Below are 23906 nucleotides of genomic sequence, written 5' to 3' on the forward strand. Positions count from 1 at the left end.
GCCTAGCCGGATCGGCGGGTGCCGGGGGTCAGAGGCGGTGGCGGGCGGCCCAGACCTGCGCCGAGACGTGCGCGATCAGGCGGCAGGCGTCGTCGACGACCCCCTCGTCGCTGTCGGCCAGGTCGGTGGTGGTGCACACGGCGATGACGTACGGCGGGGCGTCGTCGGGCAGCACCACGCCGACGCTGTGGCGCACGCCGCGTACCCAGCCGTTCTTGAGCGCGACGCGGGTGCCCTCGGGCAGGCCGGCGGCCAGGTCCTCGCGGTGCTCCTGGGCGAGCAGCACGTCGAGCATGGCGGCGCAGCCGGCCGGCGAGGCGAGGCGGCCAGGAGTCGTGGCGCCGCTGGCCAGCGCGCCCAGCAGGGCAGCCAGGTCGGCGGCGGTGACGGTGTTGGTGATGCCGGCCTCGCGGGCGGCGAAGTCCTCGATGCCCCGGCCGGTGACGCTGTTGCGGGCGCCGGCAAGCCGCCACACCTCGGCCACCGCGGGCAACCCGACGTGCCCGATGACCAGGTTGGTGGCCAGGTTGCTGGACCGCACGATCATCCGCTCGGCGAGCCAGCGCAGGGGCGCGGTGCCGCCGAGCCGGTCCCACACGGCGTCGTCGTTGTCGTAGTGCTGGGCGCAGGAGAAGCGGGGCGCGCCGGGTTGGGCCGAGTCGAACTCGTTGACCACCGGGACGTCGGCGTCCAGCTCCAGCGTGCCGGCCTCGGCGGCGCGGTGCAGCGCGGTCAGCACCCCCACCTTCATGGTGCTGGCGGCGTAGTGGCCGGCGTCGGCGTGGCGGGTCCAGGTCGGGGGCGCGTCGAGTCGACAGACGTACGCCGAGACGGTGCCCGGCACCCGGTCCAGATGGGCGTCGAGATCATCCCAGGTCATGCCGGTGACCGTAGCTGATCACGGGGCGGGCGGGCCCGCGTACCCCCGCCGGAAAGCGGACGGGCGCGCCGGCCGCAAGCGGCCGACGCGCCCGGTGCCGGGTGCTGGTGTCCTCAGCCGGCGTGCTTGCGGCGGGCGGCGGCCCGACCGCGCTGCTGCTGGTCGAGCACCACCTTGCGGATGCGCACCGCGGTCGGGGTGACCTCGACGCACTCGTCCTCGCGGCAGAACTCCAGCGCCTGCTCCAGCGAGAGCTTGCGCGGCGGGATCAGCTTCTCGGTCTCGTCGGAGGTCGAGGCCCGCATGTTGGTGAGCTTCTTCTCCTTGGTGATGTTGACGTCCATGTCGTCGGAGCGCGAGTTCTCCCCGACGATCATGCCCTCGTACACCTCGGTGGTCGGCTCGACGAAGAGCTGGCCGCGCTCCTGCAGGTTGATCATCGCGAAGGCGGTGACCGCGCCGGCCCGGTCGGCGACCAGCGACCCGTTGTTGCGGGTACGCAGCTCGCCGAACCACGGCTCGTACGACTCGAAGACGTGGTGCAGGATGCCGGTGCCCCGGGTGTCGGTGAGGAACTCGGTGCGGAAGCCGATCAGGCCGCGCGCCGGGACCAGCCACTCCATCCGGATCCAGCCGGTGCCGTGGTTGACCAGCTGCTCCATCCGGCCCTTGCGGGTCGCGAGGAGCTGGGTGATCGCGCCCAGGTACTCCTCGGGGGCGTCGATGGTCAACCGCTCGACCGGCTCGCAGGTCTTGCCGTCGATCTCCTTGGTGACGACCTGCGGCTTGCCGACGGTCAGCTCGTAGCTCTCCCGGCGCATCTGCTCGACCAGGATGGCCAGCGCCAGCTCACCACGGCCCTGCACCTCCCAGGCGTCCGGCCGCTCGGTGGGCAGCACCCGCAGCGACACGTTGCCGATCAGCTCCTTGTCGAGCCGGTCCTTGACCATCCGCGCGGTGACCTTGGAGCCCTTGACCCGGCCCACAAGCGGTGACGTGTTGGTGCCGATCGTCATCGAGATGGCCGGCTCGTCGACGGTGATCAGCGGCAGCGCGACCGGGTTCTCCGCGTCGGCGAGGGTCTCGCCGATCATGATGTCGGAGATGCCGGCGACCGCGATGATGTCGCCCGGACCGGCCGTCTCGGCCGGCTTGCGCTCCAGGCCCTCGGTCATCAGCATCTCGGAGATGCGGACCCGCTGGGTGCTGCCGTCGGTGCGGCACCAGGCCACCGTCTGGCCCTTGCTGATCGTGCCCTGGCGGACCCGGCACAGCGCCAGCCGGCCGAGGAACGGCGAGGCGTCGAGGTTGGTGACGTGCGCCTGCAGCGGAGCGCCATCCTCGTACGCGGGGGCCGGGATGGTGTCCAGCAGGGTGCGGAACAGCGGCTCCAGGGAGGTGCTGTCGTCGGGCACCGAGCCGTCGGCGGGCTGGGTCAGCGAGGCGATGCCGTCCCGGGCGCAGGCGTACACGATCGGGAAGTCGATCTGCTCCTCGTCGGCGTCCAGGTCGAGGAAGAGCTCGTAGGTGTCGTCCACGACCTCCTTGATCCGGGCGTCGGGGCGGTCCACCTTGTTGATCACCAGGATGATCGGCATCCGGGCGCGCAGCGCCTTGCGCAGCACGAAGCGGGTCTGCGGCAGCGGGCCCTCACTGGCGTCGACCAGCAGGACCACACCGTCGACCATGGTGAGGCCGCGCTCGACCTCGCCGCCGAAGTCGGCGTGGCCGGGGGTGTCGATGATGTTGATGGTGACCGGGTCGGAGCCGTCCGCCGGCAGGTAGCGCACGCCGGTGTTCTTGGCCAGGATCGTGATGCCCTTCTCCCGCTCCAGGTCACCCGAGTCCATCACCCGTTCGGTGTTCTCGCCACGGGCACCGTAGGCGCCGGCCTGCCGCAACATGGCGTCGACCAGGGTGGTCTTGCCGTGGTCGACGTGAGCGATGATGGCGACGTTGCGGAGGTCGGTGCGAAGCTGCATACCCTCTATCCTTCCGCCTGCGCTCGCGCAGGCTGCGTCGGGGTCACCCCCAGGTGCCCCTGATCTATGGTGAAACTGCTGTCCCGGTCGTTGCACCGGCTGGCATGCTGGCTCCCGTGTCCCGGGGGCCTGAGTGCACGACCTGCTGACCTGGGTGCAAGGTCTGCCCACCCTGTGGATCTACCTGGTCGCCGCGCTGATCGTGGCGGGCGAGACCGCGGTGATCTTCGGCCTGCTGGTGCCGGGTGAGGCTACCCTGCTGCTCGTCGGCTTCCTCACCTACAACGGTACCTTGCGGCTCGGACCGGCGTTGCTCGCGATGATCGTCTCGGCGTTCGTGGGCGATGCGCTGGCCTTCCGCGCCGGGCGGCGCTTCGGTCCGAAGTTGCGCGCCGGGCTGGGCCACCGGGTCGGGCCCGAACGGTGGCGCCGGGCCGACGCGATGCTCGCCCGGCTGGGCGGCCGGGGCGTGTTCGCGGCGCGCTGGGTGGCCTTCGCCCGCACCCTGGTGCCCCGGTTGGCCGGATCCGCCGGCATGTCGTACCGGCGGTTCGCGCCGTGGAACCTGGCCGGCATCGTCACCTGGGTCGGCTGCTCGGTGCTGCTCGGCCACCTCGCCGGTGAGTCGTACGACACGGTCTCCCGGCTGCTCGGCCGGGCCACCGGCGCGGCACTGGCGTTGCTGGCGGGGCTGCTGGGGGTGGTGCTCGCCGGGCGGTGGCTCGGCCGCAACCCCGACCCGGTACGCGCGCTGCTGTCCCGGGCCGCCGCGCTGCCGCCGGTGCGCTGGCTCAGCGCCCGCTACGGGGTGCTGTTCTTCCTGGTGGCCATGCGGATCGGGCCGGCCTGGACGCTGCTGCTCAACCTGGCCGCCGGGCTGCTGCTGCTCTTCGCCGCCGGGCTGGCCATCGCCGGCCTGCTCGCCGTCGTGGTGCGCAACAGCGGGCTGGCGGCATTGGACGGGGCGATCGGGGCCTGGTTCACCGCCCGCCGGACCCCGGACGCGGCCGACGCCACCCTGGTCGTAGTGTCGTTGGTACGCGGGTGGGTGCTGATCGTCCTGGTGGCGCTGGTGGCGGCGGTGCTGGCGTGGCGGAATCGCCCCTGGCGCGCGGATCTGCTCAGTGTGGTCGGCACCGTGGGCGCGTTCGTGCCGCTGGTGGTGCTGGCCGTGGTGGCCGAGTTGACACCGACGCCCGGTGGCGGTCCGGGAGGGCACGAGGCCGTCCCGTTCTCGACCCAGAACGCCGTGGTCGCGGCGAGCCTGTGCACCCTGGCGTGGCTGGTGTCGCGCAGCGCCCACTGGCCGGTGGCGGTGGCCGCGTGGACGGCCGCCGCCGCGGGCGTGCTCGGGGTCGGCGCCGCACGGCTCTACCTCGGCCTGGACACGGCGAGCGGCACCGCCGCGGCGGTGCTGCTCGGGGTGCTGTGGACGGTGGTGTTCATGGTCGCCTGGGCCACGAGGGACCGGGCGGTGGGCGACCGGGCGCAGCCGACCGACCCGGTCCAGCCGCCGCAGGGGCCCCGTCGTCCGGTCGAACCTTGCTAATCTGCGGCGACTGTCAGACGGGGGAGGACCACCATGCGTCAACGGACCGGGCGGGTGGGCGCACTCGTGCTCGCCGGGCTCCTGCTCGCCGGCGGGGCGGTCGGCTGCGCCGGCAAGGGGGAACGCCCGCAGGATCAGGCCGCCCCCGTCTCGGTCAGCGAAGCGCCGACGGAGGAGACCTCGATCGACGAGGCAGCCGACGAGCCGAGCCCCTCGCCGAGCGCGGTGGCGGCGATGGGTGCCGCCCCGAGCCGCAGCGCGTCGGCCTCCCCGACGCCCTCGAAGAAGCCGACCCGTACGACGGCGGCCCCGAAGCCGCGCGCGGTCGCCAAGCCGCCCACCGAGACGCAGGTCCCGCCGGCGCCGCCGAAGCCCGCCCCCTCGTCCTGCAAGCCCAGCTACAAGGGCACCCAGGCGAGCCGCGCCGACGTGAAGGCGGCGCTTACCGATGCCGCCAGCCGCACGTACTGGCCCAGCTCCGCACCGGAGCTCAAGATTCCGCTCAGCCTGCTCAAGGCGACCGCTTGGCAGGAGAGCGGCTGGCAGTCCAACATCTACGCCTGCGACGGTGGCGTCGGGCTGATGCAGGTGATGCCGGGCACCGCCACCTGGATGAACCAGCGGTTCGAGCAGAGCTACGACATCGCCGACTACCGGGACAACGCGTACCTGGGGGCCAACTACCTGGCCTGGCTGACCAAGTACATCGGCGACATGTACTTCGAGTCCGACTTCCGACTCGACGCGGACCTGTGCACCGCCGAACTCGACTCCTGCCTGCTCAACGCCGTCATCTCCGCGTACAACTTCGGGCACGGGGCGGTGGCGCAGGAGGGCGAGCCCCTCGCCATCCCCAATCCGTCGTACGTGCGCAACGTGCGGGCGTTGATGACCGAGTGCGTCTGCCTGGGGTACTGAACGCGTCGACGGGGGCGGTGTCGGGTGGTTCCCGGCCCCGCCCCCGTCGCGTGGGCGGTCAGTCCCGCGCGGCCACCGGCTCACGCGTCGTCGGGACGTCGACGCCCGGGTGGGCGTCGACGTGGCCCGGCCACCAGAAACGGTCCCCGAGCAGAAACGCCAGCGCCGGCACCAGCACCGTGCGGACCAGCAGCGTGTCCAGCAGGACGCCGATGCAGACGATGATGCCGATCTGCGTGAGCGTGATCAGCGGCAGCACACCGAGCACGGCGAACACCGCGGCGAGCAGCACTCCGGCGCTGGTGATCACACCTCCGGTGACCCGCAACGCGGACAACATCCCGGCGCGGGTGCCCGTGCTGCGGGCGTCCTCTCGAGCACGGGTGACCAGGAAGATGTTGTAGTCCACGCCGAGGGCGACCAGGAACACGAAGGCCAGCAGCAGCACGCCGCTGTCGAGCGCCGGGAAATCGAGCACGTGGTCGAAGAGCAGCCACGCCGCGCCGAGGCTGGCGAAGAACGACGCGATCACGGTGAGCACCAGCAGCACCGGCGCCAGCAGACCCCGCAGCAGCAGCACGAGCACCGCGCCGACGAGCAGCAGGATGATCGGCAGGATCAACCGCAGGTCGCGGTCGTTGGCCTGCTCGGAGTCGTACGTGGCGGCCACCGAACCACCGACGATCGCCCCGGCGGGCGCGTCGGCGCCGGCGACGGCCGGGGGAGCGGAGCCGGGAACGGCGCCGACCGCGTCGCGCAGCGCCTCGATCGTGCGGTCCGAGGCGGTCGTGCCGGGTTCGGCGTCCAGCACCACGTCGACCTGGGCGACGGCCTCGCCGGCGTCGCCGGGACGCGCCGAGGCGACGCCGGGAACGGCGGCGGCGACGTCGGTGACCGCCCGCACCGCCGCCGGGGTGGTGAGCACGGCCACCGGTTGGGTGCTACCGGCGGGGAACGCCCGGGCCAGGGTCTGCGCGCCGGTCACCGCCTCGGGCTCGGCCCGGAACTGCTCGGTCTCGGACAGGCCGGTGCGGATCCCGAGCCCACCGAGGGCCAGGCCGCCGAGCAGCAGGGTGGCCAGTACCGCGATGACCACCGGACGGCGTTGCACGGCACTACCGAGCCGACCCCAGAGCCGGCCCTCGCGCACCGGGCCGCCGACGCGGGGCACGAAGGGCCAGAACAGGCCGCGACCGAAGAGCACCAGCACGGCGGGGAGCACGAACAGCGCCGAGAGCATGGCGAAGATCACGCCGGTGGCGCAGGCCACGGCCAGTGCCCGGTTCGTCTCCTGCTCGCTGAGCAGCAGGGTGAGCACACCGAGCACCACGGTTCCGCCGCTGGCCAGGATGGGTTCGGCGGTACGCCGCAGCGCGGCGCGCATCGCCGCGAAGCGGTTCTCCTCGCGCCGCAGCTCCTCCCGGTAGCGGGCGATGAGCAGCAGCGCGTAGTCGGTGGCGGCGCCGAAGACCAGCACGCTGGCGATGCCGGTGACCTGGCCCTCCTGGAGGTTGATGCCGACGGCCGGCACGATCGTGTCCACCGCGCGCAGGGTGAGCTGTTCGGTCGCCGCGACTACGAGCAGCGGAACGATCCACAGGAACGGGCTGCGGTACGTGATCAGCAGCAGCAACGCGACCACGGCGGCGGTGACCGCGAGCAGGGTGACGTCGGCGCCCTCGAAGACCGACGACAGGTCGGCGGTGAAGGCGGGGGCGCCGGTGACCTCGGCGGCCAGCCCGTCGGGCAGGTCCGTGAGCGTGTCGCGCAGCTGGGTGACGGTCTCGGTGACCGCCTCCTGGCCGCCGGCGGTGTCCAGCGGCACGGCGACGAGCGCGACGGTGCCGTCCGGGGAGACCTGCGCAGGGCTGACCCGACCGCCGACCGCGAAGCGGCCCAGGTCGCCGGAGCGGGCGGCGAGGGCGGCGCGGTCGGCCTCGCTCAGCGCCCCGCCGTCGCCCCGACTGACGACCACGATGGCCGGCTGGACGTCGCTGGACGGCAGCTGGTCCTGGAGGCGCTGCACCTGGGTCGACTCCCACTGCACGGACAGACCGGTGGCGGAGACCGGCGCCGGGTTGTCCGGCCGCGGTATCCCGAAGACGGCCGCGCCCACGACGAGCGCGGCAGCCACGGTGAGCCAGGCGGCCAGCCGACCCCGCGCGACAGTGGTGAAGACAGACATCGGTGACCCCTAAAATCCTTCGAGAGTCGAGTATCTTGATAGACGAGATTATCGGCGGCTGTTCTATGCTGCAACCCGGGGACCGACGACGGGGAGAAGCGGCGCGAGGTGGCGACTCACGGCATGTACCGGCGGCGCGACACGCGCCGCGATCAGCTGGTCGCGGAGATCACCAACAACCTCCGGCGGTACGCGGTGGACGCCCAGCAGGTCGGCCACGCCTTCGCCAACCTGCACGGGCTCAACCCGACCGACCTGAACGCGCTGATCGCGGTCATGGACGCCGAGCTGTTCGGTGACCCGATCACCCCCGGCCGCCTCGGTGAGCAGCTCAACCTGTCGTCCGGGTCGGTCACCGCCCTGATCGACCGGCTGGAGCGGGCCGGGCACATCCGCCGGGACCGGGACACCGTCGACCGGCGCAAGGTGCTGCTGCACTACGCCGACCAGGGCGCCGCGCTGGCCATGGAGTTCTTCCGGCCGCTGGGCGCCCGCACCGACACGGTGATGGACCGCTTCGGCGAGGACGAGCTGGAGGTGGTGCACCGGTTCCTGGCGGAGATGGGCGAGTCGCTGCGGGCGCACCGCGACGCGGTCCGCGCCGCCCGGCCCGAGCCGCCCCGCCGGACGACGGGCTGAGCGTGCCGGGCCGGCTCGTCGCCCGCCTCGCCGCTGCCGCGCTGCGGCTGCCCGCCGTGCGCCCCGGCCCGGTGCGGGTCACCCGCGACATCCCGATCCGGGTGCGTGACGGCGTCGTGCTGCGGACCGACCACTACGCCCCGGGGGACCGGCCCGCACCGACCGTGCTGATCCGCACCCCGTACGGGCGGGGCGGGCCGTTGCGGCTGCTCGGCCGGCTGCTCGCCGCGCGCGGTCGACACGCGGTGATCCAGTCGTGCCGGGGCACCGGCGGCTCCGGTGGCACCTTCGCCCCGCTGGTGCACGAGCGCGACGACGGAGTGGACACCCTGGACTGGCTGCGCCGCCAACCCTGGTGGTCCGGAGCGCTCGGCATGTTCGGCGTCAGCTACCAGGGATTCGCCCAGTGGGCGCTGGCCGCCGACGCCGGCGACGACCTGCGCGCGATGGTCGCGGTGGTGACCGCGTCGTCCACCCGGGACTCGACGTACGCGGGGGAGTCATTCGCCCTGGACACCGTGCTGACCTGGGCCGAGCTGCTGCACGCCCAGACCGTGTCGAGGCTGGCCCGGCAGTGGGAACTCAAGCGTGGGCAGCCCCGCCTGGCGGCCGCACTGGATCACCTGCCGCTGGCCGGGGCGGACCGGGTCGCCACCGGCGTCACCATCGAGTTCTTCCAGGAGTGGCTGCGCCACCACGACCCCGACGCTGCGTACTGGAAGGGTCGGGTCTTCGCCGACCGGGTGGCCCGGGTGCGCGCACCCGTGGTCATGGTCACCGGCTGGCACGACATCTTCCTGCCCGCCCAGCTCGACGACCACGCCACCCTGCGCGCCGCGGGCGCCCGGCCGCGGCTGGTGATCGGCCCGTGGACGCACGGCAGCCCCGGCCTCTTCGTGGCCGCGTTGCGCGAGGGGCTGGCCTGGCTGGACGAGCACCTGGGCGAGCCCGCAGCCGACCAGCGGCGGCCCACCGAGGGATCCCGTCGGGCCCCGGTCCGGCTGCACGTGGGCGGTTCCGACGGCGGCTGGCGGGACCTGCCGGACTGGCCACCACCGGCCACCGACACCCCGTGGCACCTGCACCCGGGAGGCGAGCTGGCGATCCGCCCGCCGAACCCCTCGGCGCCGGACGAGTTCCGGTACGACCCGGCCGACCCCACCCCGTCGCTCGGTGGCCCGCTGCTGGTCGCCAAGCGGGCCGGCCCGGTGGACAACCGGCACGTCGAGGCCCGACCCGACGTCCTGACGTACACCAGCGCTCCGCTCACCGAGCCAATCGAGGTGATCGGCGGCGTACGCGCGGAGATCCACGTCCGCAGCGAGCTCGCGTACCTGGACGTCTACGTCCGGCTGTGCGATGTGGACCGGCGAGGGCGCTCCCGCAACGTGTGCGACGGACTGGTCCGGGTCGCACCCGGCCGGTTCGCGGCCGACGGGTCCGGAGCGCTGCGGGTGCCGGTGCCGCTCTGGCCGACCGCGTACCGGTTCGCGGCCGGGCACCGACTGCGTGTCCAGGTCGCCGGCGGCGCCCACCCGCGCTGGGCGCGCAACCCGGGCAGTGGGGAGCCCCTCGGCACGGCCGTGACGCTGCGTGCCGGCTGGCGGCAGGTCTTGCACGATCCGGCGCATCCCTCGGCGCTGTGGCTACCGATCGTCCACACTGCCCCGCGCAGCATCTGAAACGAAGAGACCCCCTCTGAGCTGGGCGTTCATGTTTTGTGCGGGCTATGGTTGGGTCAACGCCCGGCGCCGTGCACCAGCAGGCCGGGCTCGCCTGAAGCCCAGCACCGCGTACGCGGTGTGACGTCGTGTCCGGCCCCCGTCAATCGGAAGGGGGGCCCCATGACCCGGGCTCCGGCGAACCTGTTGGCCGTCCGAAGTCTCCTTCTCACGCACCTCAACGTCGACCCGAACACCGTCCGCGACGCCGACCTGGAACCGGCGGAGGTCGGGATCGTCGGTGACGCGGACCACCGGGGCGGCTACCACTGCGGATCGGACCGGGTGGTGACCAACGACTACTCGGTGGTGGAGTCGTCGCGGGACCGCAACGGTCTGACCCTCGACGCGGCGGCGCTCGACGTCGGCGGCTTCGAGGTCCGTTCCGGCGGACGTACGCACACCCTGCCCAGCTTCTCGCTCTGGTGTGTGGGTCAGTGCGCCGCGAACGCGGCGGACACCCGGGACATCCGCGAGATCATCTACAGCCCCGACGGTACGACCGTGAAGCGGTGGGACCGGCTCGGCAAGCGCACCAGCGGCGACAGCTCGCACCGCTGGCACACCCACTTCAGCTTCTTCCGTGACGCCATCAAGGCCGGCCGTGACCAGCGGCCACTGTTCCGCCGCTACCTCAGCTCCATCGGACTCCTGGAGGACGACGACATGACCCCCGAAGAACACAACTGGCTGGCCACCGTCCACAAGAACCTGACCGTGCTCGACGGTCGCAACCCGATCGGACAGATCTACACCCGGATGGCGGAGGGTCGGGACGAGACCGGTGCCTCGGTGACCGGCAACTGGAACCTGCGGGCGATGACCGCGCAGCTCACCGCCCTGCAGACCACGCTCAACGCACTCGCCGGGAAGGACTTCACCGACGAGGCGGCGATCGTCCAGGGCGTGCTGGCCGGCCTGACGCCGGAGAAGATCGCCGCGGCCATCCCGCCCTCCATCGCCAAGCAGGTCGCCGACGAACTGGCCCGCCGGCTCGTCGCCTGAGCGAGGGGCGGCTCGTCCCCACCGGGCCGCCCCTCCCACCACTATCCGCAAGAACGATTGGGCAATAAACGTTGCGCAACTGTCGTTGCGGATGCGATGCTGGCGACATGGACACACCCGACGTACGCCAGGTCACCGACTCGCGAGTGCTGGCCGCCATGGCCCACCCGCTGCGCCGCCGGCTGATGGACGTGCTCAAGGTGCACGGCCCGTCGACCGTCGGCCTGCTCGCCGAGCGCACCGACCAGGCGCCAGCGAACGTCAGCCACCACCTCAAGGTGCTCGCCGCCGCCGACCTCGTCACCGAGGCTCCCGAGCTGGCCCGCGACCGCCGCGAACGGTGGTGGCAGCTCGTCACCCGGGGGGTGCGCTGGTCCAACGCCGACTTCGACGCCGACCCGGCCGCCCGGGCCGTCGCCGACGCCGCCACCTCACTCAACCTGGACCGGCACGTCTCCCTGGCGCGGGCCTGGCACGCCAGCGACGAGTCGGCGCAGGCCGCCTGGGCCGACGCGCCGTTCTCGACGGACAAGTGGCTGCACCTCACGCCCGAGGAACTGGCCGAGCTGAGCCGCGAGATGATCGACCTGCTGGATCGCTGGTCGGCCCGACAGCTGCCCGACGACGGCCGCGAACGCCAGCCCGTCTTCGTGTTCGTCCACGGCGTACCGGCCCGGCCGTGACCGCGGCCACCCGCACCGACCCGAGCCCGGCCCGACCGGCCGGCGGGCTGCTGCGCCATCGCGACTTCCGCCTGCTCTGGGCCGGGCAGACGGTCAGCAGCATCGGCAGCAACGTCACCACTGTCGCGCTGCCCCTGGTGGCGGTCGCCGTGCTCGACGCCGGCACCTTCCAGGTGGCGGTCCTCACCGCCGCGGCCTGGCTACCCTGGCTGCTGATCGGCCTCCCGGCCGGAGCGTGGGTGGACCGGCTGCCACGCCGGCCCCTGATGGCGGTCTGCGACCTGTTCTGCGCCCTGGCGTTCCTCAGCGTGCCGGTGACCGCCGCCCTGGGCCGCCTCACCGTCGAGCAGTTGCTGCTGGTGGCGCTCGGCGCCGGCGCCGCACGGGTCTTCTTCGAGACCGCCGACCAGGTCTACCTGCCGGTGCTGCTGCGGCCCGAGCAACTGCCCGAGGGAAACGCGAAACTACAGGCCACGCAGACCGTGAGCTACGTCGTCGGGCCCGGCATCGCGGGCCTGATCGCCCAGCTCACCGGGGCGGTCGCCGCGTTGCTGCTGGACGCGCTGACGTTCCTGCTCTCGGCGGTTCTCCTGCTGCGCATCCGCACCGCCGAGCCGCGCCCCGCCCGGCCGGACCGGTCCCGGTCGCTGCGTCGGGACATCGCCGAGGGGCTGCGCTTCGTCATCCGCGACCCGTACCTGCGGGTGCTGACGCTCTTCGGCGCGGCCAGCAACATCGGTCTGACCGGCTACCAGGCGGTCCTGGTGGTGTTCCTGGTGCGCGAGCTGCGGCTCGCACCGGGCCTGGTGGGCGTGCTGGTCGGAGTGATGAGTGCCGGGGGAATCATCGGCGCGCTGCTCGCCACCGCCCTGGCCCGCCGGTGTGGCACCGCACGCGCCATGCTGATCGGGGCAGCGCTCACCGGCCCGCCCGCCCTGCTCATCCCGTTGGCTGCACCCGGCGTCGGGCTGGTCTGGCCGGCCCTCGGCGGCGTGCTGATCGGCCTCGGAGTGGCCATCGGCAACGTGGTCAAGGGTGCCTTCCGGCAGACGTACACGCCGCACCACCTGCTCGGCCGCGTGACGGTCAGCATGCACCTGCTCAACTTCGGCGCCATCCCGCTGGCGGCCGTCCTGGCCGGAGCCCTCGGCGCGCGCTACGGCGTTGGCGCGGCGATCGGCGTGATGACCGCCTGGTTGGCGCTCACCCCGTTGATCCTGCTGGTTGGACCGCTCCGGCGGCGGCGGGACCTGCCCGCCGCCCCGGCAGCGTCTTGAGTGCACTGCGACGGCGGCCGGGAACCGACCGCCGTCACCGGCACGGAACTACATCGGGCGGACGTTGTCCGCCTGCGGGCCCTTCTGGCCCTGGGTCACCTCGAACTCGACCTTCTGGCCCTCGTTGAGCTCCCGGTAGCCGCTCGAAGCGATGGCGGAGTAGTGGACGAACACGTCCGGCCCTCCACCGTCCTGCTCGATGAAGCCGAAGCCCTTTTCCGAGTTGAACCACTTAACCGTGCCGGTTGCCATGCATCTCTCCCTGTTCAAAGCGGCGGACCACCGGCCTGTGGCCGATGGTCGCCCGTACCTGTTCGACAGTAGCGGGCGAAACCCCGATCTGCCGGCCGAAGTGCCGTAGGTGTTTACTCGAACTCAGATGAACTCTGTGCGCGCCGGCACGCGAAAGCCGCCCCGACCACCCTCCGCTACGGCATGCTTGCGCCGATGAGAGGTGCCGCAGCCACTGCGCTGTCCGAGCTGGAGCGCGAGATCGACGCGCCCGGTTCCGGCCTGGACCGGCTCCAGCTGGTGCCCACCCCGTTCGTCCCGGAGGTGCGGCTGCACCTCGCCGAGGACGCGATCGTCTGGTGGGCCCGGATGGAGGCGATCGCCGGTCACGCCCTGCCACCGCCGTACTGGGCCTCCGCCTGGGCCGGCGGCCAGGCACTGGCCCGACACCTGCTGGACCACCCGGAGCTGGCCGCCGGACGCCGCGTCCTCGACCTCGCCGCCGGCTCGGGTCTGGTGGCCATCGCCGCCGCGCTGGCCGGCGCCGCCGACGTCGTCGCCAACGACATCGACCCGTTCGCCGTGGCGGCCATCACCGTCAACGCGCGCGCCAACCGGGTCGCCGTCGACGCCAGCGGGGACGACCTGCTCGACAGCATCGGCGTCGACGCCGACCTGGTGGTCGCCGGGGACGTCTTCTACGACCGCGCGATGGCCGAGCGGATGCTGCCGTTCCTGCAACGGGCCGTCGCCTCCGGCGCCGAGGTGCTGGTCGGGGACCCCGGCCGGGGGCACCTGCCCGAGGACGGGCTGCGGGTGCTGGCCGACTATCCGGTGCCCACCACCGAGCCGTCGGTGGACTCGTCGCTGCGGCAGGTCCAGGTGCTGCGACCCGCGTGACGCGCGGGCTCTCTCAGGGGCGACCCTGAGGCCGATACCAGGGGGCGCTGAGGGCTGCGACCTGATGTCCACGGTGGTGCGGCGGCCATAGCGTACGAGGCATGACGCAATGGCTGGCCCAGGTCGGAGAGCTGCCCATCCTGGTGCTGATGGGCGCGCTCGGGCTGGTCATGCTCTTCGACGCCGTACCGCTGCTGGGTGTGCTGATCCCCGGTGACGTGGCGATCCTGGCCGCGGTCGGGGTGGGCCGCCCGGCCACCGGGCTGGCCACCTTCGCCGCGGTGCTGGTCGGGTGCCTGGCCGGCTGGTCGCTGAGCTTCCTGGTGGGTCGCCGCTACGCCGAACGCCTGCGCGACAGCCGGATCGGGGGCTGGATCGGTGAAGCGCGCTGGAGCGCGGCGGAGGGGATCCTCAGCCGCGGCGGTGGCCGGATGATGATGGTCGCGCCGTTCCTGCCGGTGTTCAACGCGCTGCTGCCGCTGGCCGCCGGCGGGCTGCGGATGTCGTATCGCCGGTTCCTCGGCTGCGCGACCCTCGGCGCGGCGGCCTGGGCCGGTCTCTACCTGGCGCTGGGCACCGCGTCGCGGTCGCTGGCCGGGCTGCTGCCGGGGGCGCCGAGCCCGCTGCTGGTGACCATGGGGGTGGGGCTGGCGTTGGCGTTCGTCGTGCTGGTGGGGGCGCGGCGGCGGTTCTCTGCTCTTGCTGGTTGAGCTGTTGGGCCTGCTGTGGTTGCGGTGGGGGTGCGGGGGCCTGGCGTGGTTGCGGTGGGGGTGGGGGGGCCTGCCGTGCCCGGCTTCGGGCGGTCAGGCTTGATCCCTGCGCCGGGCACGGCAGGCCCCCGCACCCGTCGTGGGGGCGGTTCGTCCGGTGGTGCCGCGATCCGCCGGTGGTGTGGATCGTCAGTGGTGTCCGGTCAGCGTTGGGTGACCATCGCTCGGGCTCGGGCTCGGGCTCGGGCTCGGGCTCGGGCTCGGGCTCGGGCTCGGGTTCGGGTGTTGGGGGTTACCAGCCTCGGGCTCGCCACTGGGGGAGCGATGGGCGTTCTGCTCCCAGGGTGCTGTCCTTGCCGTGGCCGGGGTAGAACCAGGTGTCGTCCGGCAGCTGGTCGAACAGCTTGTGCTCGACGTCGTCGATCAGCGCGGCGAAGCGCTGCGGGTCCTGGTCCGTGTTGCCAACGCCGCCGGGAAAGAGACTGTCGCCGGTGAACAGGTGGCCGGTGCCGCTCGGGTCGCGGTAGAGCAGCGCGATCGAACCCGGCGTGTGGCCCTTGATGTGGATGACCTCCAGCGCGCAGTCACCGACCGCCACGGTGTCACCATCGGCCAGCTGCTCCGCCTCGATCGGCAGCCCGGCCGCGTCGTCGGCGTGCACGAGCGCCCGCGCGCCGGTCTTGGCGACCACCTCCTCCAGCGCCACCCAGTGGTCCATGTGCTGGTGGGTGGTCACCACGGCGGTCAGACCACCGTCGCCGATCAGCTCCAGCAGCCGGGGCGCCTCGTTGGCGGCGTCGATCAACACCTGGTCGCCGGTGCCGGTGCAGCGCAGCAGGTACGCGTTGTTGTCCATCGGGCCCACCGACAGCTTGCTGATGGTGAGCCCGTCCAACTCCCGTACCGCCGGCGGGCCGCCGTGGGTGACATCTCCGCTGTAGGTCATGACGTGTCCAAATCCGTTCCGGTGGAGTAGACAGGGGACCGTCGGGGTCGACGGCGAGCGTGGCGGCCGGTGGTGGTGTCGTCCGCCGCGCCCCCGAGCAGCAGCGGACCCGTGGTCACGCGTCGACCCTAGCGGGCCCGCGCTGCGCCGTCGTCGCGGAAATCGCTTTCGGCGCGTCGCCCCGCGCCCTACCGTCGGCCTCACAAGCGGCACCGGGACGTCGGACGGAGGTGGTGTTCATGCCGGACGTGGCACGCGTGTTCCGCCATCACCAGCTCGACACCGATGAGGATGCCATGACGATCGATCTGACCGCCCTCGGCTGGGACGCCGACCGGGCGGCGTACGCCGCCCGACGCGGCGAGCACCACCCCGGCCGGGTGGCCCGGGTGGACCGGGGGGTCTGCACGGTGCTCACCGCCGGCGGCCCGGTCCGGGCCAGCCTCGGCCCGTCCGTGCTGGCCGCCGCCGTCCAGGACCCCTCGGCACTGCCCTGCGCAGGGGACTGGGTGCTGCTCACGCACTGGCCGGACCGCCGGATCACCGTGGCGGCCGTGCTGCCCCGGCGGGCCGCGCTGATCCGCCGTACCGCCGGCAAGGACGCCAGCGGCCAGGTGCTGGCCGCCAACCTCGACGCCGCCGCCGTGGTGGAGCCGGTGCACCCGGAGCCGGATGTCGGCCGCATCGAGCGGCTGCTCTCCCTGGTCCACGAGTCCGGGGCCCGGCCGCTCGTGGTGCTGACGAAGTCCGACCTCGCGGCCGACCCGGCCGCGCTGGCCCGCCAGCTCGCCGTGATCGCCCCCGGTGTGCCGGTGCTGTCGGTCAGCGCCGAGCGCGGCACCGGGCTGGACCCGCTGCGCGCCGAGGTCGCGCCGGGTCGCACGCTGGGGCTGCTCGGGCCGTCCGGTGCCGGCAAGTCGAGCCTGGTCAACGCGCTCGCCGGCGCGGTGATGATGCCGACCCAGGCGATCCGTCGGGTCGACGGCAAGGGCCGGCACACCACCACGTGGCGGGCCCTGGTGCCGATCCCGAACGGCGGCGCCGTGATCGACACACCCGGTGTACGGGCGGTCGGCCTGCTCGACGGCGTGGCCGGGCTGGACCGGGCGTTCGCCGACATCGCCGGGCTGGCCGAGGGCTGCCGGTACGCCGACTGTCGGCACGACGGCGAACCGGCCTGCGCGGTCCGCGACGCGTTGCGGACCGGTGAGCTGTCCACCCGTCGGTGGGAGAGCTGGCGGCGTCTGCAGTCGGAGGTCACCCACGAGAGCCGGCGGCGTGAGGCGCGGCTGGCCGCCGAGCGGCGCGGCGGATGGCGATCGGCGCGGCGCAGGGCGGCGCGGCCGCCGTCGCCCGGAGGTTACTGACGGGCAGTTGTGCGTGGCGCGGCCGACCGGGCTGAGCTGGGGGAATGTGCGGGCGGGGGAAACTGTCACACCTCGGGGCTAGAGTTGCCGAGGCGTGTTTTCCGCGCCCGCACGACCGCTCGAAATCCCCCAGAGCGGGACAGATCCTTCGCTTCGTCTTCTCCCGGGAGTACACGCACTGTGGCCGACCGACTGATCATCCGTGGCGCGCGCGAGCACAACCTGCGTGACGTCAGTCTCGACCTGCCCCGGGACGCTCTCATCGTGTTCACCGGGCTGTCCGGGTCGGGCAAGTCGAGCCTGGCCTTCGACACGATCTTCGCCGAGGGGCAGCGCCGCTACGTCGAGTCGCTCTCCTCGTACGCCCGGCAGTTCCTCGGGCAGATGGACAAGCCCGACGTCGACTTCATCGAGGGGCTGAGCCCGGCCGTCTCGATCGACCAGAAGTCCACCTCGCGCAACCCGCGCTCGACCGTCGGCACCATCACCGAGGTCTACGACTACCTGCGGCTGCTCTTCGCCCGCATCGGTGAGCCGCACTGCCCGGTCTGCGGCGAGCGGATCTCCCGGCAGAGCCCGCAACAGATCGTCGACCGGGTCCTCGCGATGGCGGAGGGCACCAAGTTCATGGTGCTCGCGCCGGTGATCCGCGGCCGCAAGGGCGAGTACGTCGACCTCTTCGCCGAGCTGCAGGCCAAGGGCTACGCCCGGGCCCGCGTCGACGGCGTGGTGCACCCGCTGACCGAGCCGCCGAAGCTCAAGAAGCAGGAGAAGCACACCATCGAGGTGGTGATCGACCGGCTCACCGTCAAGCCCAGCGCCAAGCAGCGGCTGACCGACTCGGTCGAGGCCGCCCTGGGCCTGTCCAGCGGGCTGGTGCTGCTCGACTTCGTCGACCTGCCGGAGGACGACCCGGACCGGGAGCGCCGCTACTCCGAGCACCTGGCCTGCCCCAACGACCACCCGCTCGCGATCGAGGATCTCGAGCCCCGGGTCTTCTCCTTCAACGCGCCGTACGGCGCCTGCCCGGAGTGCACCGGCCTGGGCACCAAGAAGGAGGTCGACCCGGAGCTGCTGGTCCCCGACCCGGAGCGCAGCCTGCGCGAGGGCGCCATCCAGCCCTGGTCCACCGGGCACAACCTGGAATACTTCCTGCGCCTGCTGGAGGCGCTCGGCGAGGCCCAGCACTTCGACGTCGACACCCCGTGGCGGGCGCTGCCGGCGCGGGCGCAGAAGACGATCCTGCACGGCTCCGACGACCAGGTGCACGTGCGCTACCGCAACAAGTACGGTCGCGAGCGCTCCTACTACACCGGTTTCGAGGGCGTGGTGCAGTGGATCGAGCGCCGGCACTCCGACACCGAGTCCGAGTGGTCCCGCGACAAGTACGAGGGCTACATGCGCGACGTGCCGTGCGCGGCGTGCGGCGGCGCCCGGCTCAAGCCCGAGGTGCTCGCGGTCACCCTCGCCGGCAAGAGCATCGCCGAGGTCTGCAACCTGTCGGTGGGGGAGTGCGCGGACCTGCTCGCCGGCATCGAGCTGACCGACCGGCAGAAGATGATCGCCGAGCGCGTCCTCAAGGAGATCAACGCCCGGCTGCGGTTCCTGCTCGACGTCGGCCTGGACTACCTCTCGCTGGACCGGCCGGCCGGCACGCTGTCCGGCGGCGAGGCGCAGCGCATCCGGCTGGCCACCCAGATCGGCTCCGGCCTGGTCGGCGTGCTCTACGTGCTCGACGAGCCGTCGATCGGTCTGCACCAGCGCGACAACCACCGGCTGATCGAGACCCTGATCCGGCTGCGCGGTCTGGGCAACACGCTGATCGTGGTGGAGCACGACGAGGACACCATCCGCGTCGCCGACTGGATCGTCGACATCGGGCCCGGCGCTGGCGAGCACGGCGGCAAGATCGTGCACAGCGGCTCAGTGCCGGCCCTGCTGAAGAACAAGGAGTCGATCACCGGGGCGTACCTGTCGGGTCGCCGGTCGATCCCGACACCGACGGGCCGCCGTCCGCAGGATCCGGCCCGCGAGCTGGTGGTGCACGGCGCGCGCGAGCACAACCTGCGCAACCTGACCGTCTCGTTCCCGCTGGGCCAGCTCATCGCGGTCACCGGGGTCAGCGGCTCGGGCAAGTCGACGCTGGTCAACGACATCCTGTACGCCGTGCTGGCCAACCAGATCAACGGCGCTCGGCTGGTGCCCGGCCGGCACACCCGGGTCTCCGGTCTCGAGCACGTGGACAAGGTCGTCGGTGTGGACCAGTCGCCGATCGGCCGTACCCCGCGCTCCAACCCGGCCACCTACACGGGGGTCTGGGACCACGTCCGCAAGCTCTTCGCCGAGACCACCGAGGCCAAGGTCCGGGGGTACGGGCCGGGCCGGTTCTCGTTCAACGTCAAGGGCGGTCGCTGTGAGGCGTGCTCCGGCGACGGCACCATCAAGATCGAGATGAACTTCCTGCCCGACGTGTACGTCCCCTGCGAGGTCTGCAAGGGCGCCCGGTACAACCGGGAGACCCTGGAGGTGCACTACAAGGGCAAGACCGTCTCGGACGTGCTGGAGATGCCGATCGAGGAGGCCGCGGAGTTCTTCTCCGCCATCCCGGCCATCCACCGGCACCTCAAGACGCTCGTCGACGTCGGCCTGGGCTACGTCCGCCTCGGGCAGCCCGCGCCGACCCTCTCCGGCGGCGAGGCGCAGCGGGTCAAGCTGGCCTCCGAGCTGCAGAAGCGCTCCACCGGGCGGACGGTCTACGTGCTCGACGAGCCGACCACCGGTCTGCACTTCGAGGACATCCGCAAGCTGCTGATGGTCCTGGAGGGCCTGGTCGACAAGGGCAACACGGTGATCACCATCGAGCACAACCTCGATGTGATCAAGACGGCCGACTGGCTGATCGACATGGGTCCGGAGGGCGGCCACCGGGGCGGCATGGTGCTCGCCACCGGCACCCCGGAGGAGGTCGCCGAGGTGCCCGAGAGCCACACCGGCCAGTTCCTGCGCGGGGTGCTCAAGCTCGACGGCGAGGCCAAGGGCGCGGCGGCGGCGACCACCCGCGCCGCCAAGGCCAACGGCGCCACCAAGACGCGGGCCAGCCGCAAGGTGCCGGCCGGCGCGCGCTGACCGCGACGCAACTCTTTCGGGGCGGGTCGGATGACGACCCGCCCCGACCCTTTTGCGGGGTGTCGCACCGATGCCGGGGTGAACTATCCGGCACAGTTGCCCGTGGAGAGAAGTGTGGCCGGCTTTTGGACCGGCGCACTGGGCGAGAGAGAGGCCAGGCATGAGCGACGATCAGGCGCTGACCGGACCGGGTACGCAGACCCGTCGTACCCTGCTCACCGGCGTCGGGGCCGTCGGCGCGGCCGTCGTCCTGGCGGCCTGCGGCAGTGACGACGACGGCAGTGGCAGCGGTGCCCCCACCAGCGGCGGCCCGGCGGTGCCCAGCACCGGGGACGCCGGCGGCGGGGATCGGCAGAACGCCCAGTCGCTGGCCACCACCGCCGACATCCCGGTCGGCGGCGGTAAGGTCCTCGCCGCCGAGGGCGTCGTGATCACCCAGCCCACGGCCGGTCAGTTCAAGGGCTTCAGCCCGATCTGTACGCACCAGAACTGCCCCGTGACGAACGTCGACGGCGGCACCATCAACTGCACCTGCCACAACAGCAAGTTCTCGATCGAGGACGGCTCGGTGAAGGCCGGCCCGGCCACCAAGCCGCTGCCGCCGAAGGACATCAAGGTCACCGGGGACCAGATCTCCCTCGCCTGACCCGCGCGGCTCGACGGCTTGATCGACTCGCGTTCCATGAAGTCGGGGTGTCGGTAGGCACCGGACACCCCGACTTCCCGGAAACCGAGTGGATCAAGTGCTCGCGGTGGGTGTCGGGGGTGCGGACTAGGCTTGTCGACGTGGCTGACCCCTCGACCTACCGTCCCGCACCCGGCACCATCCCGGAGTCACCGGGGGTCTACCGCTTCCGCGACGGCACCGGCCGGGTGATCTACGTCGGCAAGGCGAAAAACCTGCGCAGCCGGCTCAACTCCTACTTCGGCGACGTCTGGAACCTGCACGAGCGCACCCGGCAGATGGTCACCACCGCCGAGTCGGTGGACTGGATCACCGTCGGCACCGAGGTCGAGGCGCTCCAGCAGGAGTTCACCTGGATCAAGCAGTACGACCCCCGGTTCAACGTCCGCTACCGCGACGACAAGTCGTACCCCTATCTCGCCGTCACCCTCGACGAGGAGTACCCGCGACTCCAGGTGATGCGCGGCGCGAAGCGCAAGGGTGTGCGCTACTTCGGTCCGTACTCGCACGCCTGGGCGATCCGGGAGACCCTCGACCTGCTGCTACGGGTGTTCCCCGCGCGCACCTGCTCGGCCGGCGTGTTCAAGCGGGCCGGCCAGGTCGGTCGTCCCTGCCTGCTGGGCTACATCGGCAAGTGCTCGGCGCCGTGCGTCGGCACCGTCTCCGCCGACGAGCACCGTGCCATCGTCGACGGCTTCTGCGACTTCATGGCCGGGCGCACCGACACCATGGTCCGCAAGATCGAGCGCGAGATGACCGAGGCAAGCGAGCAGCTGGAGTTCGAGCGGGCCGCCCGGCTGCGCGACGACGTGGCCGCCCTGCGCCGGGCCATGGAGAAGCAGACCGTGGTGCTCGGCGACGGCACCGACGCCGACGTGGTCGCGTTCGCCGACGACCCGCTCGAGGCGGCCGTGCAGGTCTTCCACGTCCGCGACGGCCGGGTCCGCGGCCAGCGCGGGTGGGTGGTGGAGAAGACCGAGGACCTGACCACGGGCGACCTGGTGCACCACTTCTGCACCCAGGTGTACGGCGGCGAGCACGGCGAAGCCGACGTGCCCCGCGAACTGCTGGTGCCCGAGTTGCCCGCCGACGCCGACGCGCTGGCCGAGTGGCTCAGCAGCCACCGGGGCAGTCGGGTGTCGCTGCGCGTGCCGCAGCGCGGCGACAAGCGCTCACTCATGGAGACGGTGGAGCGCAACGCCAAGGACGCGCTGGCCCGGCACAAGCTCAAGCGGTCCGGTGACCTGACCACCCGCGGCAAGGCGCTGGACGAGATCACTGAGGCGCTCGGCATGCGCACCTCGCCGCTGCGCATCGAGTGCTTCGACATCTCCCAGATCCAGGGCACCGACGTGGTCGCCAGCATGGTGGTCTTCGAGGACGGGCTGCCCCGCAAGAGTGAGTACCGGCGGTTCATCGTGCGGGGCGCCACCGACGACCTGTCCGCCATGTCCGAGGTGCTACGCCGCCGCTTCGCCCGCTACCTCGACGCGCGGGCCGAGACGGGCGAGGTGGGCGTGGAGTCCGCCGACGACCCGACCGCGCCCGGCGGCGCCACGGATCCGCAGATCGGCATCCTGGTCGACCCGACCACCGGCCGGCCGCGGAAATTCGCGTACCCACCACAACTGGTGGTCGTCGACGGCGGCGCCCCGCAGGTCGCGGCGGCCGCCCAGGCCCTTGCCGACCTGGGCATCGACGATGTCGCGCTGTGCGGCCTCGCCAAGCGGCTGGAGGAGGTGTGGCTCCCCGACGACGAGTTCCCGGTCATCCTGCCGCGCACCTCGGAGGGTCTCTACCTGCTGCAACGGGTCCGCGACGAGGCGCACCGCTTCGCCATCACGTTCCACCGTCAGCGTCGCTCCAAGCGGATGACCGAGTCGGCGCTGGACAATGTCCCCGGCCTGGGTGAGGTACGCCGCAAGGCGCTGCTACGGCACTTCGGCTCGCTGAAGCGACTCTCGACGGCGACCGTCGAAGAGATCACCGAGGTGCCCGGGGTGGGTCGACGCACCGCCGAGGCGATCCTGGCCGCCCTCGACAAGGGCACAACGTCCGAGGGCAGCGCCGAGGCGACGCCCAGCGCCGAGGCGACGCCCAGCGCCGAGGCGACGCCCAGCGCCGAGGCGACGCCCAGCGCCTAGGCCGCGCCCGGCGCGAAGGCGACGCTCGGCGCGGAGACGACGCTCGGCGTGGAGGCGCACCGTGACAATCCGCGTGCCCCGCATGATCGTGCTCGATCCTGGATGTAGTGGCCTCGCCGGCTGGGTGAGGGGCCTGTTTCCTGGATCGAGCAGGATCATGAGGTTGCCGTGGGGCCGCGCGGTGGTGATCGACTCGGGTTCGGTGATGTCGGGGTGTCCCGGGCGCTCGGATACCCCGGTATCGCCGATCGCGTGTCGATCGACTCCCGGGTGGTGGCGTGTCCGTTTCCGGTGGGTGGTTTGGGTGGATTCGACATGGCCGTCCCGTGGCGGGTGCCACCCTGGGGGCGGAATCGGGGACCCGGCGGGGTCGTTATACCTGGCATGCCGCCGCGACCTACGGGCTAGCGGCGCACGGCAGCCGCCGGGAACACCGCGCCGGCGGCCACGGTTACATCCCCCGCACCGCCGAGCAGCACATCGGCCCGGCGCGTGTGGCAGCCGCCGGGAACACCCGCCCGGTCGCCGCGGTTACACCCCCCGCACGGCCGAGCACCACCGGTCGTCCCCCGGTCCCCGGAAGAACGTCGGCGGAATGACTCGCCGCCCCGGACCGTTGCACCACCCTCCGGGACACCCCCCGTGCAGGCCCCCGCCGGGCCGCCGGACCACACGTCCCGCCGTGAACTTTCCGCCCGGCACACACCCCCCGAAATGTGTGTGTCGTCGCGTATCCCCCTGATGCAGAGGAGCACGCCATCATGCGTACCGATCTGATGCGTAAGACCGCTCTGACCGCTGCTGGCCTCGCCTTCACCGGCGGCGCCATCGCCGGCCCCATCACCACCGCCTACGCCGCCTCCGAGGCCAAGCCCGCCACTGCGACGCAGGCCGACCGTAAGCCTGCGGGTGAGCGTCAGCTCGGCGTGCGCTACGAAGCCCAGCCGAACTTCTACTA

The 23906-nt window shown here is 72.3% G+C and carries 18 protein-coding genes and 1 pseudogene; 14 read left to right on the top strand and 5 right to left on the bottom strand.

What is annotated here, in order from left to right; genetic code table 11:
* Positions 1 to 28 precede the first annotated feature (28 nt).
* Together ACGGAQ_RS12630 and typA are read right to left on the bottom strand one after the other, a co-directional pair.
* The gene (locus ACGGAQ_RS12630; RefSeq protein WP_393047812.1) at positions 29 to 880 is read right to left on the bottom strand and encodes a serine hydrolase; all 852 of its coding nucleotides are present in this window, start codon (positions 878 to 880) and stop codon (positions 29 to 31) included.
* A gap of 113 nt (positions 881 to 993) precedes the next feature.
* Positions 994 to 2862, bottom strand: a complete 1869-nt coding sequence (gene typA / locus ACGGAQ_RS12635) for a translational GTPase TypA (RefSeq protein WP_393047815.1) — start codon at positions 2860 to 2862, stop codon at positions 994 to 996.
* Between the two features lie 133 nt (positions 2863 to 2995).
* Here typA and ACGGAQ_RS12640 point away from each other — a divergent pair, with 133 nt between their 5' ends.
* Together ACGGAQ_RS12640 and ACGGAQ_RS12645 are read left to right on the top strand one after the other, a co-directional pair.
* Positions 2996 to 4411: a DedA family protein gene (locus ACGGAQ_RS12640; protein WP_393047818.1), complete on the top strand. Its 1416-nt coding sequence runs from the start codon at positions 2996 to 2998 to the stop codon at positions 4409 to 4411.
* A gap of 33 nt (positions 4412 to 4444) precedes the next feature.
* Positions 4445 to 5329, top strand: a complete 885-nt coding sequence (locus ACGGAQ_RS12645) for a transglycosylase SLT domain-containing protein (protein ID WP_393047820.1) — start codon at positions 4445 to 4447, stop codon at positions 5327 to 5329.
* Between the two features lie 58 nt (positions 5330 to 5387).
* Here ACGGAQ_RS12645 and ACGGAQ_RS12650 read toward each other — a convergent pair whose 3' ends face one another.
* The gene (locus ACGGAQ_RS12650) at positions 5388 to 7514 is read right to left on the bottom strand and encodes an MMPL family transporter (protein WP_393047823.1); all 2127 of its coding nucleotides are present in this window, start codon (positions 7512 to 7514) and stop codon (positions 5388 to 5390) included.
* A 123-nt stretch (positions 7515 to 7637) separates the two neighbouring features.
* Between ACGGAQ_RS12650 and ACGGAQ_RS12655 the strand changes: the two genes are divergently transcribed.
* The 5 genes from ACGGAQ_RS12655 to ACGGAQ_RS12675 all read left to right on the top strand — a co-directional run bounded on the left by ACGGAQ_RS12655 (position 7638) and on the right by ACGGAQ_RS12675 (position 12839).
* Positions 7638 to 8153, top strand: coding sequence for a MarR family transcriptional regulator (locus tag ACGGAQ_RS12655; RefSeq protein ID WP_354861427.1), 516 nt, complete (start codon positions 7638 to 7640; stop codon positions 8151 to 8153).
* A gap of 2 nt (positions 8154 to 8155) precedes the next feature.
* Positions 8156 to 9835: a CocE/NonD family hydrolase gene (locus ACGGAQ_RS12660; protein ID WP_393047826.1), complete on the top strand. Its 1680-nt coding sequence runs from the start codon at positions 8156 to 8158 to the stop codon at positions 9833 to 9835.
* 162 nt (positions 9836 to 9997) lie between these two features.
* A complete protein-coding gene (locus ACGGAQ_RS12665; RefSeq protein ID WP_393047829.1) occupies positions 9998 to 10879 on the top strand; it encodes a hypothetical protein in 882 nt (293 codons plus the stop codon).
* Positions 10880 to 10986: 107 nt separating this feature from the next.
* Complete coding sequence (locus ACGGAQ_RS12670; protein ID WP_393047832.1) at positions 10987 to 11562, top strand: ArsR/SmtB family transcription factor; 576 nt, start codon at positions 10987 to 10989, stop codon at positions 11560 to 11562.
* Complete coding sequence (locus ACGGAQ_RS12675) at positions 11559 to 12839, top strand: MFS transporter (RefSeq protein ID WP_393047835.1); 1281 nt, start codon at positions 11559 to 11561, stop codon at positions 12837 to 12839. Before ACGGAQ_RS12670 ends, ACGGAQ_RS12675 begins: the two co-directional genes overlap by 4 nt.
* A gap of 48 nt (positions 12840 to 12887) precedes the next feature.
* On the opposite strand, the gene ACGGAQ_RS12680 is transcribed toward ACGGAQ_RS12675, so the two are convergent.
* Positions 12888 to 13091 (bottom strand): cold-shock protein, encoded by a 204-nt coding sequence (locus ACGGAQ_RS12680; RefSeq protein WP_007462771.1) that lies wholly within the window; start codon positions 13089 to 13091, stop codon positions 12888 to 12890.
* Between the two features lie 183 nt (positions 13092 to 13274).
* Between ACGGAQ_RS12680 and ACGGAQ_RS12685 the strand changes: the two genes are divergently transcribed.
* Together ACGGAQ_RS12685 and ACGGAQ_RS12690 are read left to right on the top strand one after the other, a co-directional pair.
* Positions 13275 to 13970, top strand: coding sequence for a class I SAM-dependent methyltransferase (locus tag ACGGAQ_RS12685; RefSeq protein WP_393047840.1), 696 nt, complete (start codon positions 13275 to 13277; stop codon positions 13968 to 13970).
* A gap of 101 nt (positions 13971 to 14071) precedes the next feature.
* The gene (locus tag ACGGAQ_RS12690) at positions 14072 to 14680 is read left to right on the top strand and encodes a DedA family protein (RefSeq protein WP_393047842.1); all 609 of its coding nucleotides are present in this window, start codon (positions 14072 to 14074) and stop codon (positions 14678 to 14680) included.
* Positions 14681 to 14972: 292 nt separating this feature from the next.
* Here ACGGAQ_RS12690 and ACGGAQ_RS12695 read toward each other — a convergent pair whose 3' ends face one another.
* Positions 14973 to 15626 (bottom strand): MBL fold metallo-hydrolase, encoded by a 654-nt coding sequence (locus ACGGAQ_RS12695; protein WP_354862801.1) that lies wholly within the window; start codon positions 15624 to 15626, stop codon positions 14973 to 14975.
* A 296-nt stretch (positions 15627 to 15922) separates the two neighbouring features.
* On the opposite strand from ACGGAQ_RS12695, the gene rsgA reads away from it, so the two are divergent.
* From rsgA to ACGGAQ_RS12720, 5 genes and pseudogenes are all read left to right on the top strand, one after another.
* Entirely contained in the window at positions 15923 to 16993 is a 1071-nt protein-coding gene (rsgA, locus tag ACGGAQ_RS12700) for a ribosome small subunit-dependent GTPase A (RefSeq protein ID WP_393047906.1), read from the top strand.
* A 180-nt stretch (positions 16994 to 17173) separates the two neighbouring features.
* Positions 17174 to 20119, top strand: coding sequence for an excinuclease ABC subunit UvrA (uvrA, locus tag ACGGAQ_RS12705; protein ID WP_393047845.1), 2946 nt, complete (start codon positions 17174 to 17176; stop codon positions 20117 to 20119).
* 160 nt (positions 20120 to 20279) lie between these two features.
* Positions 20280 to 20765, top strand: coding sequence for a Rieske (2Fe-2S) protein (locus ACGGAQ_RS12710; protein WP_354862806.1), 486 nt, complete (start codon positions 20280 to 20282; stop codon positions 20763 to 20765).
* Positions 20766 to 20905: 140 nt separating this feature from the next.
* Positions 20906 to 22948 (top strand): excinuclease ABC subunit UvrC, encoded by a 2043-nt coding sequence (gene uvrC, locus ACGGAQ_RS12715; protein ID WP_393047848.1) that lies wholly within the window; start codon positions 20906 to 20908, stop codon positions 22946 to 22948.
* Between the two features lie 761 nt (positions 22949 to 23709).
* Positions 23710 to 23906 (top strand): annotated as a pseudogene (locus tag ACGGAQ_RS12720) (phytochelatin synthase); the annotation flags it as partial.

This window comes from Micromonospora sp. NPDC047557, from assembly GCF_043205095.1.
In the GTDB taxonomy this organism is placed as follows: Bacteria; Actinomycetota; Actinomycetes; order Mycobacteriales; family Micromonosporaceae; genus Micromonospora.

What these genes read in the sequence shown, in the direction of transcription:
- ACGGAQ_RS12630 (WP_393047812.1), bottom strand. Translation starts at nt 880, where the DNA reads ATGACCTGGGATGATCTCGACGCCCATCTGGACCGGGTGCCGGGCACC.
- typA (WP_393047815.1), bottom strand. Translation starts at nt 2,862, where the DNA reads ATGCAGCTTCGCACCGACCTCCGCAACGTCGCCATCATCGCTCACGTC.
- ACGGAQ_RS12665 (WP_393047829.1), top strand. Translation starts at nt 9,998, where the DNA reads ATGACCCGGGCTCCGGCGAACCTGTTGGCCGTCCGAAGTCTCCTTCTC.
- rsgA (WP_393047906.1), top strand. Translation starts at nt 15,923, where the DNA reads ATGACGATCGATCTGACCGCCCTCGGCTGGGACGCCGACCGGGCGGCG.
- ACGGAQ_RS12670 (WP_393047832.1), top strand. Translation starts at nt 10,987, where the DNA reads ATGGACACACCCGACGTACGCCAGGTCACCGACTCGCGAGTGCTGGCC.
- ACGGAQ_RS12685 (WP_393047840.1), top strand. Translation starts at nt 13,275, where the DNA reads ATGCTTGCGCCGATGAGAGGTGCCGCAGCCACTGCGCTGTCCGAGCTG.
- ACGGAQ_RS12655 (WP_354861427.1), top strand. Translation starts at nt 7,638, where the DNA reads ATGTACCGGCGGCGCGACACGCGCCGCGATCAGCTGGTCGCGGAGATC.
- ACGGAQ_RS12695 (WP_354862801.1), bottom strand. Translation starts at nt 15,626, where the DNA reads ATGACCTACAGCGGAGATGTCACCCACGGCGGCCCGCCGGCGGTACGG.
- ACGGAQ_RS12710 (WP_354862806.1), top strand. Translation starts at nt 20,280, where the DNA reads ATGAGCGACGATCAGGCGCTGACCGGACCGGGTACGCAGACCCGTCGT.
- ACGGAQ_RS12645 (WP_393047820.1), top strand. Translation starts at nt 4,445, where the DNA reads ATGCGTCAACGGACCGGGCGGGTGGGCGCACTCGTGCTCGCCGGGCTC.
- ACGGAQ_RS12650 (WP_393047823.1), bottom strand. Translation starts at nt 7,514, where the DNA reads ATGTCTGTCTTCACCACTGTCGCGCGGGGTCGGCTGGCCGCCTGGCTC.
- ACGGAQ_RS12680 (WP_007462771.1), bottom strand. Translation starts at nt 13,091, where the DNA reads ATGGCAACCGGCACGGTTAAGTGGTTCAACTCGGAAAAGGGCTTCGGC.
- ACGGAQ_RS12690 (WP_393047842.1), top strand. Translation starts at nt 14,072, where the DNA reads ATGACGCAATGGCTGGCCCAGGTCGGAGAGCTGCCCATCCTGGTGCTG.